This is a genomic window from uncultured Eudoraea sp., from assembly GCF_947490415.1.
GTDB lineage: Bacteria > Bacteroidota > Bacteroidia > Flavobacteriales > Flavobacteriaceae > Eudoraea.
In genome coordinates, this window is record NZ_CANLGX010000001.1 from 124,085 (window position 1) to 135,951 (window position 11,867).

The following is an 11,867-nucleotide window of genomic DNA, read 5'->3' on the forward strand; positions in this document are numbered from 1 at the left end:
TGGAATTTAAAGCTTGCTTCTAATATGCCCACATGTCCTGTTCCCTGTCTCGTATTGTTTCTTTAATACGATCTGCTTCAAGCAACTGGAATAGTGCATTGTCTGCTATGTAATCATTAATTATTCGATCACCCTGAACATTGTCCTCTCTATAGATCAGACCATTAAAACGTCTGGCATTCAACAACATATCAAAAGATATTGGCTGAGCCGAGTTTTGTTGGTTAAAAACCTTGGCTCTGTGTAATACCTCTCTGGCACTCGGATACCACACCCAAAAGAGTTCAACTTTATTCTCATTGGGATCCATAGATTCATCATCTACAAAGTTGACATCGGGTGCTACCGGGGCAATACCCAACAGTCGATACTTCAATTCGCCCTGCCGCTTATCAAAATACCATATCCCTTTGATACGATATTCTTCAATATCCGCCGCCGTAAGTTCCCTCTGGTTAATATATTCGGGGGAAAGTTGTTCACCGGCATTGATTTGCTCATATCCAAGATCTGTGGTATCAACTTTTTTCAAAGTAGCTTCCAGGTCACTGAAATTTCTTTTTTCCGTAAAATAGGAATCCACATATACGTCAGTAAGTTTACCGTTTTTAATGTTTTTCATAAAAACATCATATAACGATCTTCTGTCCGCACCGATATCAATGGTGTCAAGCGGATAATACAGTGGAAAATTTACTCTTTCATCAAGATCAATTATCTCCCATACAGTCTTAGACCAAAGGATATCCCTGTCATCCACATAGCCGTATGGCAGCGGAGAATCATTATCCGCCGCTATTTGCGCTTCTGTCTTTTTTCCAATTTCCTCAGGCAACTTGGCATTTAAAATATTAGCCTGTGCCATCATAGATATTGGTAGTAGCGCTACAGCTCCAGCAATTAAAACATTCTTCCAATTCATAAAATTATAATTTATTACTATTCTTAGTTCGTAATCTCCACAATTACCGGAGATACTTTCTTCAGTTTATAGCTTTTGTTATTCGTGATATACGCTTGAATATCGAATACCTGAACAGCATCACCTCTTTTGGCTCTTTTTAAGGCCGATTTAGCTCTTGAATCCAGTTTGTTGCCATCTACACTTACGGTAGGTTGCCCAGGCACTTTGAATTTAAATCCACTAATTGCAAGATTCAAGTCAAAATCAAAATCTTCAAGTAATGCACCAATTGTTGCAATTTCAAGATTTCTTCTAGGCATCTTGGCACTTCCTGTTTCTCCTCGAATAGATCCGGATGGTCTTGGAATATCCTTGATTCTGAACTCAGATTTTGAGGAAACACGTTGGCCGTCAGGCAATGTACCAGATGCGACAATTGTAACTGTTCTTCCCGTTCCCGGGTTCATGATATACTTACTGCCTTCTCTTTTCTTAAGACCTGGTGCCGATGCACTCACCTTGTTATTTGGAATTCCAGGAATCGAAATCGACATAGGGTTAGAAACCCCGCGATATACCACATTCATCTTATCTGCTGCAATTAATGCTGCATTAGGCTTAGTGATCGTGGCAAATGTTTGAGAAACAGGAACTTCCGTTCTCTCACCATCCTGAATAAATACCAGGTTACCGGCAATCTTGTGGTCTCCGGGAGCTCCGGCACTAACTAAAAGTTTTACCTGACCATTTTTGATCTCATAATCCTTACCTTCATTCAGCTTTCTTCCATCTAAAGTAAGATTTACCTCATTTGGTCTTGTTGTAGCATCTTTACGACCTAATACAACTGCCCCTGAGAATTTCTCACCAGCATAAAATGCCGATTTTTCCTGCTCCAGTAGCGTGGTATAATTAGTCATAGAAACTTCACTGGTCAGCTGACCTTCTAACATAGACTTTAAAGCATCCTGCTCTGTAGCCTTAACATCAGATTGTATCTGAGTTATTTTAGTTAGAGAAGCAACAACCGGAAAACCTTCGAAATGATAGTTGATCCAATCCTGTTTTGTTCCATCTCTTTTCTCAACTTTACCATTAGCATCACCAGTTTCAAATCTGGTTTGAACAGAAGCCTTAACTTCATTCATGCTTTCCGGTAAAATAGCCGAAACTTGAGTACGGTAATCAGTAATCCTCTTTAAGAATTCTTTTCCTTCCGGAGCCAGGTTATCACCTTGAAAAAATTTCTGATCTAAATAATCAGACTTATCCATAACCTGATAGTCTTTAGGATCTTTAATCTCGGTTAACATTTTACCTTTAAGGGCCTCCAGATAGTCATAATAATCCTGGGACAATTCCTTAATCTTTTTGGCATCTTCCAGTAGCGGACCAAATTTTTCCGCATTTTCAGATGCTTTAGTTTCTAAACCATTTAAGAACGCTACGTTGTTCTCCGTGGTTTTTGCGTTAGAAGCTTCCAACTTTTCATTCATAAGACCGAATGCAGCTAGAACTTCCTTGCTCATATTTAACGCCAGCATCGCGATGAAGATCAAATACATTAAGTTTATCATCTTCTGACGTGGTGACAATTTTCCTCCTGCCATGTTTTCTAATTAGTTTTGATTAAAATTTTGATTTGGGTTTACTAATTCACTAATTAGTTTTTACTCATTGCAGATAACATACCTCCATATACTCCATTTAAGGAAGAAAGATTGGAAGCAAGAGATTCCATTTGGTCTTTAAGAGCACTTGCATTTTGAACAACTTCTTCATTTACAGAAGCCTGTCTGCTAGCGCTTTCCAATTGTACTTTATACAAGCTGTTTAAAGACTCCATTTGAGACGCTGCCTCTACCATTTCATCTGAATATTTTTTGGTAGATTCCATTGCATCTACTGAAGGAGCAATACCTTTTGCAGCACCTTCAAAATTGCGAATGCTTTCTCCAAGGCTTTCCATAAGGTTAGCGTCTATGTTTGCTTCTTTTAAAAGCTCATCTAATTTTCTGGACAATATGCCTTCTGCTTCTTTCGCATCCTGAACATCATTTTTGTTACCAGACATACCGCCTGCTAATTCAGGGTATACCAGAGACCAATCGTATTCGTCATCTACCGGTTCAAATGCACTAATTGCAAAAATAAGAGCTTCTGTAATAAGACCTACCGCCAGAAGAAGACCACCTGTTAGAGGTCCAAATTCCCAGTGAAGGATTTTAAATAACGCACCAATGATAACCACCGATGCTCCCAGGCCATAGGCCATGTTAAATAGTTTCTTTGTTGATTTTGACTGTGCCATAATTCTAAATTTAATTTAAGTTTAATGTTAAAAATAAGTATTTGGTTTATTGTTTGATTTATTTATATACGGAAAAACTATTGTGTTGAGTCTTCCTCGCCCATATAATCTTGTACGGTCCTAAAACCGATATAACTTCTGGCGGAATCTCTATACTCATAATCTCTGGTACTTACCTGTAGGAAATAAGCAACATCTTTCCAGGAACCTCCGCGTATAACTTTTCTTTTATTACCATAATCACCGCCATTGGGATTCATAGTAGATACGTAATCGTATGAATTTGCGTCATAGCTGGAATTAGTCCATTCAGAAACATTCCCTGCCATATTGTAAAGATTGTAATCATTTGGCTCATAAGACTTGGCTTCTACTGTATACAAAGCTGCATCAGCTGCATAATCACCTCGCTGTGGTTTAAAGTTAGCCATAAAACAGCCCGTATCGCTAATCACATAAGGACCACCCCAGGGATAAGTTCCACTTTCGATTCCACCTCTGGCGGCATATTCCCATTCGGCTTCTGTAGGTAACCTGAATCCGTTAACAAATTGTCTGCCTCGGCTCTTCTGGTCATCATTTTTAAATTTTGTTCTCCAGTTACAAAAAGCCTGGGCCTGCTGCCATGAAACTCCAACAACCGGATAATCACTATAGGCATCGTGCCAGAAATAGTCATTATGCATTGGTTCATTATAGGAATATTCAAAGTCTCTTATCCAAACTGTCGTATCCGGATAGATCTCCAATTCCTCATGTTTAATAAAATCCTTTCTTCTTGCATCCCTTGAACGTGCAGCTGCCTCAATGTCCATCCAGCTGTAACTGTATTTAAGCTTTGTAACATCTACGGTGCGCTGACCGTTATATGATTCCTCTTCAGGAATATATATTGAATCCATTATTTCTGTATAGTATTCATCAGGATATTCCGAAGTGTCCCAGACCAAATCCTGATCTCTATTTAGGCTTCTTCCTTCATAACCAGTCTCACCCATCCCTGAATAATTATCCAGCATATACTTGTCATAAGTAGACATTTGGGTAGTATCTGCATCCTTAAAGGCATATTCGCCGATACCTTCATCCTCCGGACCCATTCCTAATTCATCAGCCAGGATGGCCAACTTAGTTCTTACGATGGAATCTTTCACCCATTCTACAAACTGGCGATATTCACTGTTTGTTATTTCCGTATCATCCATATAGAATGATCTTACGGTAACAGTTTTGGTTGGAGCGTTAAGAACCTTCCCTACGTCTTCCTCACTTTTACCCATGATAAATGATCCTCTAGGGATCAGTTCCATTCCATAAGGTTTTTCCGGATACCACTTTTTACCCTGGACTCCGACTAGTTCTCCTTTTGTCTTAGACCCACAACTAGTGAGCAAAAAAACAAACGCTATAGATAATAACAATAGCTTCTTCATACTTTAGGTTAAATTTCGATTAAGACTATAAACAGTATTCACAATTATTATTCTCTAAAACTGCATTTTGAATAATTTATTGTATAAAACTGTCTATCCTTTAAAATAATTTAGTGTTAGTTAAAACCTTTCTTATAGGCCTTGAACCACCTTTCGGGAATATTTTGGTTACATGCGTCTAAATAGTCCTGTTCAGTGCATGGTAATAACGCAGGTGAATTTATTTTATTATGTGAAGATAAAATTGATGGAATCTCAACCCACCACCTTTCGGTAAGTAAACTTTTATAAAAAATCAATTGTTCGGTTTCCGTAGGCACATTAAACTTGTTGAAGTCCTTGCTTTTAGCACTCGGTAACTCTTTTATTCTAAAATTATATCCTTCTATAAAATACCATATTATCTGTGATATTAATTGAAAGGATTGTACGGTATTCTCGCTTTCATATATTCCAAATATTGCGACATTATCACTCATTCCCGCATATCTGGCTATTGCACATATTTCTCTTCCATTAAATCCATTTGGTGAAAAATTCTTAGACCCATCAATCTCGCCTGCTTTAATTGCCCTGGCATCCATACTTACAATATGTGCGTTTCGCAATACGGGTTCTGCCAGTGAAATGTCGGAGGTTATTTCTCCCAGCCTGTATGCATCAAAAAATAGGCGGTCCATCAGATCTATTTCTTCCTGAGCATTAAAGTAGCTTTGATAACCAATATTAGAAAAATTGAAAAGATTGTTGGGCTTATCAGTAATTATTTTACTCATATAGGAATGCGAAGAAATAAGTTCCTCATCTGCCCCGAAATCGAACCTGCTGTCTATTGACACCAGATTTACCATATCCTTAATTTTATCAAATGCCCTATAGGTAGGGTACGTAATATCCTGAGTCGCACCAATTATAATCGGAATTACATTTTCTTCCAGTAATTCGGCTACAATTTCCTTTACAACAAAATAGGTATCTTCAACCGATTCGCCTTCTTCTATATCACCGAGGTCGACAAAGACTGAATTCCAATTACCCATCATTAGCTTGTAAAGCTGAATTCTGATCTCAGTAGTATCTAGGCGCTCTGTTTTCTTTTCAAATGCATTTCTTGATTCCAGAACTCCCATTAAGGCAAATGAAGCATTGGCAAGGACTGGCAGTCCTTTTTTCTCTGTATGCTTGTGAATATTCCTGCCAAGAGATTGTGGGGGTAATAGCTCACAGTGCGCGAGGGCCATTTCATCTACAGGAAGTAAAAAATCAAACGCCATATTGGTACGCTAATCTTAGGTTTTCTTAGTCTTCTTTTTCGGTTTTTTCTTTTCGAGTAATGCTTTTGCCTCTTCCAGGGAAACATTGGCAGCATCTACCTCTTTGGCAAGCTCAACCTTGGTCTTGCCTTTAATAATTGTATGCCTTCCCCATCGCGCCTTTTCAATCCGAATGCCTTCATCAGACCATTCCTTGATAAGCTTCTCTGCTTCTTTTTGCTTTTTAGATTCTATCAACTCAATAATATCAATTTCCGAAAGATTATCAAAATCATATTTTTTATTCACATTAATGAACATACCATCCCATTTGATAAAAGGTCCGAAACGACCTTTACCTTTTATTACATCTTTATTTTCATAAACCGCAATAGGGGCATCTGTCTTTTGCTTTTCGCGAATTAATTCTATTGCCCTTTCAAGATCGACATCAAAGGCACTCTCACCTTTGTCCAGAGAGACAAATTTTTTGCCGAATCTAACATAAGGACCAAATCTGCCAACATTGGCCTCTACTTCTTCTCCTTCAAATACTCCTAACTTTCTGGGTAGTTGGAATAGCTCCATTGCTTCCTCATAGGTAATCGTATTAAGGGATTGTTCAGGGAGTAAACTGGCAAATAACGGCTTGTCCTCTTCCTCGACCGTACCAATTTGAACCATAGGGCCAAATCGTCCCAAACGAACAGCAACTTGTCTTCCCGTTTTAGGGTCTTTACCCAGGACACGTTCTCCGCTTGCACGTTCCGCGTTTTCTTCAACGTCCAGTACTTTGGGGTGAAAGTCCTTGTAAAAATCCTTCATTACCTTTTTCCAATCTTCCTGACCTTCAGCAATTTCGTCAAAATCTTTCTCCACTTTGGCAGTAAAGTTATAATCCAAAATATGCGCAAAATGATTCACTAAAAAATCATTGACAATCATCCCTATATCTGTGGGTACCAATTTGCCTTTATCTGACCCTATCACTTCCGTGAGAGATTTTTCCTCAACTTTATCTGATTTTAAAATCAGTTGTGAATACTTTCGTTCTTCACCTTCAATACTTCCTTTTTCCACATAACCCCTGTTTTGAATGGTCGAAATTGTTGGGGCATAAGTTGAGGGTCTTCCAATACCCAGCTCCTCCAGTTTCTTTACCAAAGTAGCCTCTGTATATCTATACGGGGGTCTTGTAAACCGTTCTGTTGCGGTTATATAATTATAGAATAACTGATCGCCGGTTTTCATTGCGGGAAGCAAACCTTCCTGCTCTTCAGCTATATCCTCTTCGTCCTTACCCTCAAGATAAACCTTTAAAAACCCATCAAATTTAATGACTTCACCATTCGCGGTAAATTCTTCCTGATAAGAGTTCGACTTGATTTTTACATTAGTACGTTCTAATTGTGCATCGCTCATTTGTGAGGCAAGTGTACGTTTCCAAATCAATTCATATAATTTAGACTGATCCCTTTCCAGTGAAGGAGATTGCAAATTCATATCCGTGGGTCGTATCGCCTCATGTGCCTCCTGAGCTCCTTTAGATTTGCCCTTATAATTTCTGACTTTACTGTACTTTTCACCATAATTCTGAATAATGGTGTCTTTGGCAGCCCCTATTGCCTCCCCGGATAAATTTACGCTGTCTGTCCTCATATACGTAATCAGACCAGCTTCATATAAACGCTGGGCAACCTGCATAGTTCTCGCTACTGAGAAATATAATTTACGGGATGCCTCCTGTTGTAAAGTGGAAGTAGTAAATGGTGCGGCCGGCGATTTTTTTGCGAGTTTTTTATCCAGACTTGCAACATTAAATAGCGATCCTGCATTTTTATTTAAAAATACCTGAGCCTCCGCTTTCGTTTGGAAGCTCTTCCCAAGTTTTGCTCCAAATACATTCCCATTCACTGTTTTGAATTCCGCCACTACTTTATAGGAAGCTTCAGGATTAAAAACCTCAATGTCCCGTTCCCTCTCAACAATTAAACGAACAGATACAGATTGAACCCTTCCTGCAGATAAACCGGGTTTAATTTTTTTCCAAAGGACAGGTGATAACTCGTATCCAACCAACCTATCAAGAACTCTTCTTGCCTGCTGGGCATTTACCAGGTTATAATTTATTTCTCTGGGGTTTTCAATGGCCTTTTGAATAGCTGATTTGGTAATGGAATTAAACACAATACGTTTAGTTTTGGATCGATCAAGGTCCAGTGTCTCCGCCAAATGCCAGGAAATAGCTTCTCCTTCCCGGTCTTCATCACTCGCCAGCCATATAGTATCCGCTTTTTTAGCAAGGTCCTTCAGCTTTTTAACCAGGGCCTTCTTGTCCTCGTCAACAATATATTTGGGTTTAAAATCATTTTCGACATCAACTCCTAACTCTTTGGAAGGAAGATCGGCTATATGGCCAAAACTGGATTCAACTTTAAAGTCTTTTCCCAGAAATTTTTCTATTGTTTTGGCCTTTGCAGGCGACTCTACGATTACTAAATTCTTAGCCATTCATCAGTTTTTGAAGAAACAAAAGTATGTCAAATTTTTTATTTCTGTTGCTACAATGCAAAACCCAAGTCATTTATTAGTCGAAAGTAAGGGGTATTTTATACCTTATATAATGCCAATAGGATTTGTTTTTAATTGGCGAAAAGATGTAAAAATTGTGTTATTTTTATGCAAATCGCTAACCCATAAATTATGTTTCAAAAGATCTCTATCCTGGTTTTTTTCCTTTCTCTAATAATTCCTATAACTTCAAATTCGCAAAGAAAAACTAAAGACAAAAACACCAATATATATAATGAAGCCCTTTACAATTCCATAGAATGGCGATTAGTAGGGCCGTTTAGAGGAGGGAGGTCCGGAACCGTAACGGGTGTAAAGGGTAATGATTTGCTTTACTATATGGGAACCGCCGGTGGCGGTGTTTGGAAAACTACTGATGCAGGAAGTACATGGGAATGTATTTCTGACGGCTTTTTTGGAGGCTCCATAGGGTCGGTTGCTGTTTCAGAATCCGACCCTAATGTAATTTATGTAGGGGAAGGGGAACAAACGCTACGGGGAAATGTCTCTTCTGGAAACGGGCTATGGAAAAGTGTAGATGCCGGTGAGACATGGAAATTTATTGGCCTGGAGGGGTCCGAACACATTGCCAGAATACGCATTCACCCTACCAATCCGGATATTGTTTATGCTGCAGCCATTGGAAATCTATGGATTCCTAATGAGACCAGAGGAGTTTACAAAAGTCTTGACGGTGGTTCTTCTTGGGAAAAGATACTTTATATAAGTGATAAAGCCGGAGCAGGTGATCTCATTCTAGATCCTAATAATCCTAGAATTCTTTATGCCTCAACCTGGGAAATGAAGAGAAACGGATATAGAATGGACAGCGGTGGGCCAGATAGCAAACTATATAAAAGCACTGATAGTGGCAATACGTGGACTGACATTTCAGACCATAATGGGCTTCCTTCGGGACCCTGGGGCATTGTGGGTATTACAGTATCGCCGGTTGATTCAAATAGAGTCTGGGCAATAATAGAAGCGGAAGATGGTGGGCTTTTTAGATCTGATGATGCAGGCAAGACCTGGGAAAAAATTAACGAGAACAGAGCACTACGACAAAGAGCCTGGTACTACAGTAGAATCTATGCAGATACCCAAGATAAGAACAAAGTTTATATAATGAATGTAAGTTATGGGGTATCTACAGATGGCGGCAAAACTTTTACATTGAAAAATGCCCCTCACGGAGATCATCATGATTTGTGGATAGACCCCGATAATAATCAGCGAATGGTTATAGCGGATGACGGTGGGGCCCAGGTATCAAATGATGGGGGAACCAATTGGACAACCTATCACAATCAGCCTACTGCGCAATTCTACCGCGTTACCACAGATACGAATTTTCCATATAGAATTTACGGGGCACAACAAGACAACTCTACTGTTAGAATCTCCCATAGAAGCTCCGGAAGCAGCATCGGAGAAAAAGATTGGGAGATAACTGCGGGAGGCGAGAGTGCTCATTTAGCTGTTGACCCAAAGAACAATGATATAGTCTATGGTGGCACTTATAAAGGATATATGATGCGCTATGACCATTCATTAGATCAGACAAGGTCTACAAATGTTTGGCCAGACAATCCTGCGGGTTCTGGTGTAGAAATTATGAAGTATCGTTTTAATTGGAATTATCCTGTTATGTTCAGTATACATGACAAAAATCGACTATATGCCGGATCGAATTTTTTACATATTTCTACAAACGAAGGACAATCCTGGGAGGTAATCTCTCCGGATTTGACCAGAGGTCTGCCAGAGACAATAAAATCTTCTGGAGGCCCCATTACCCAGGATAATACCGGGGCAGAGTTTTATTCTAACATTTTTGCCATTGCAGAATCGTCCTTGGAGAAAGGGGTTATTTATGTAGGGAGCGATGACGGCCTGGTACATATAACTAAAGATGACGGGAAAACCTGGAAGAATATCACCCCCCCATCTAACCTATCACCCAAATTAAATATGATTAATTGTATAGAACCAAGTCCTTTCAAAGAAGGCGTTGCCTATTTGGCTGCAACGTCCTACAAGTTTGGCGACTATACCCCTTACCTTTATAAAACTACTAATTATGGTGAGAGTTGGACACTCATCACCAATGGGATAAAGAATAATCACTATACAAGAGCTATCAGGTCGGATAAAGTTAGAGAGGGATTATTATATGCAGGTACCGAATGGGGAATGTACATTTCTTTTGATGATGGAAAACAATGGTCTTCATTTCAACTAAATCTTCCTATGACCTCCATAAGGGATTTAGCCGTTCGGGATAATGATCTTATTGCCGCCACACATGGAAGAAGTTTTTGGATGATTGATGATTTGACCCCCTTACATCAGCTCACAGAAGAAATGGCTAAAAGCGATTTTTATCTTTATAAACCTGATATTACGTATAGAACACAACAGTCCTCGGGTTGGAGCAAACCCGACATGAGGTTAGAAGGTGAAAACCATCCTAATGGGGTCATTGTAAATTATTATATAAAAGACAAAAAGGAAACAGATACTATTGCCCTTGAGATATTGGACGCTAATGGAGCGTTAGTTCAAAAGTATAACACGAATGCTAAGGTGGACAAACAGGATCCGTCGGCGACAAAACCTTTAAAAGTTGTTACGGGAGGAAATCGTTTTATCTGGGATCTAAGATACCCCGGCTTCAAAAGCTTTGAAGGAATGGTTTTATACTCTTCTCCTAATGTAGGTCCAAAAGCAGTTCCCGGCACCTATAGAGTAAGACTTACTTATAATGGAATAGCATCTGAAAAGGAATTTACAATAGTAAAAGATCCAAGACTCCCAAATACAGTGACCGATTTTAAAAATCAATTTGATTTCCTCATAAAAGTACGGGATCAGGTTAACAGAGCCAATCAGGCAATTATTGATATCCGCTCTGTAAAAAAGGATTTGGCTTACGTAAAGGAAAAAGTTACAACTGATGAGGATCTCAATAAACTTGTAGAAGAGTTCGAAACCAAGTTAGATAAGGTTGAAAATAATATCCATATGACGAAAAACCAAAGCAGGCAAGACCCGTTAAATTACGGCATAAGAATAAACAACAGGTTAGCATTTCTGATGTCAGATTCTCAAAGAGGGGATTACCCTCCAACAGATCAGTCACTTGCTTTTTTTAAGGAAATTAAAAAGGAATTAGACATAGAGATAGACAGTTTAAATGATTTGTTTGAGGCTTATGTGAATAAAATTAATAGTCAAGTATCAGACAAACAGATAAAAATGATTTCTACTAACTAATACTTATCTAGATATCTCTGTAATTCAAATACCTCCTTCTACTTATCCGAATTAAGTTCTGGAATAAGTAAATAGATGTTTCTTGGAACTATTAATATTGACAAATAATTAACTGTCAA

General features: G+C 38.8%; 7 protein-coding genes. 1 reads left to right on the forward strand and 6 read right to left on the reverse strand.

All coding sequences use genetic code 11. From position 1 onward, the window contains the following. Positions 1–19: 19 nt before the first annotated feature. The 6 genes from gldN to topA form a co-directional block, all read right to left on the reverse strand. Positions 20–922, reverse strand: a complete 903-nt coding sequence (gene gldN / locus Q0874_RS00535) for a gliding motility protein GldN (protein ID WP_299158040.1) — start codon at positions 920–922, stop codon at positions 20–22. A 23-nt stretch (positions 923–945) separates the two neighbouring features. Next, the gene (gldM, locus tag Q0874_RS00540) at positions 946–2,514 is read right to left on the reverse strand and encodes a gliding motility protein GldM (protein WP_299158042.1); all 1,569 of its coding nucleotides are present in this window, start codon (positions 2,512–2,514) and stop codon (positions 946–948) included. A gap of 53 nt (positions 2,515–2,567) precedes the next feature. Further along, entirely contained in the window at positions 2,568–3,215 is a 648-nt protein-coding gene (gene gldL, locus Q0874_RS00545) for a gliding motility protein GldL (protein WP_299158045.1), read from the reverse strand. Positions 3,216–3,292: 77 nt separating this feature from the next. After that, on the reverse strand, positions 3,293–4,648 hold the full coding sequence (gene gldK / locus Q0874_RS00550) for a gliding motility lipoprotein GldK (RefSeq protein ID WP_299158048.1): 1,356 nt from the start codon (positions 4,646–4,648) through the stop codon (positions 3,293–3,295). A gap of 116 nt (positions 4,649–4,764) precedes the next feature. Beyond that, positions 4,765–5,922 (reverse strand): formimidoylglutamase, encoded by a 1,158-nt coding sequence (locus tag Q0874_RS00555; protein ID WP_299158050.1) that lies wholly within the window; start codon positions 5,920–5,922, stop codon positions 4,765–4,767. A gap of 15 nt (positions 5,923–5,937) precedes the next feature. Then, entirely contained in the window at positions 5,938–8,412 is a 2,475-nt protein-coding gene (gene topA, locus Q0874_RS00560) for a type I DNA topoisomerase (RefSeq protein WP_299158052.1), read from the reverse strand. A 192-nt stretch (positions 8,413–8,604) separates the two neighbouring features. Between topA and Q0874_RS00565 the strand changes: the two genes are divergently transcribed. After that, positions 8,605–11,748: a glycosyl hydrolase gene (locus Q0874_RS00565; RefSeq protein ID WP_299158054.1), complete on the forward strand. Its 3,144-nt coding sequence runs from the start codon at positions 8,605–8,607 to the stop codon at positions 11,746–11,748. Positions 11,749–11,867 lie beyond the last annotated feature (119 nt).

Coding starts and splice junctions, on each gene's coding strand:
- topA (WP_299158052.1), bottom strand. CDS start 8,412: ATGGCTAAGAATTTAGTAATCGTAGAGTCGCCTGCAAAGGCCAAAACA.
- gldN (WP_299158040.1), bottom strand. CDS start 922: ATGAATTGGAAGAATGTTTTAATTGCTGGAGCTGTAGCGCTACTACCA.
- gldK (WP_299158048.1), bottom strand. CDS start 4,648: ATGAAGAAGCTATTGTTATTATCTATAGCGTTTGTTTTTTTGCTCACT.
- Q0874_RS00555 (WP_299158050.1), bottom strand. CDS start 5,922: ATGGCGTTTGATTTTTTACTTCCTGTAGATGAAATGGCCCTCGCGCAC.
- gldM (WP_299158042.1), bottom strand. CDS start 2,514: ATGGCAGGAGGAAAATTGTCACCACGTCAGAAGATGATAAACTTAATG.
- Q0874_RS00565 (WP_299158054.1), top strand. CDS start 8,605: ATGTTTCAAAAGATCTCTATCCTGGTTTTTTTCCTTTCTCTAATAATT.
- gldL (WP_299158045.1), bottom strand. CDS start 3,215: ATGGCACAGTCAAAATCAACAAAGAAACTATTTAACATGGCCTATGGC.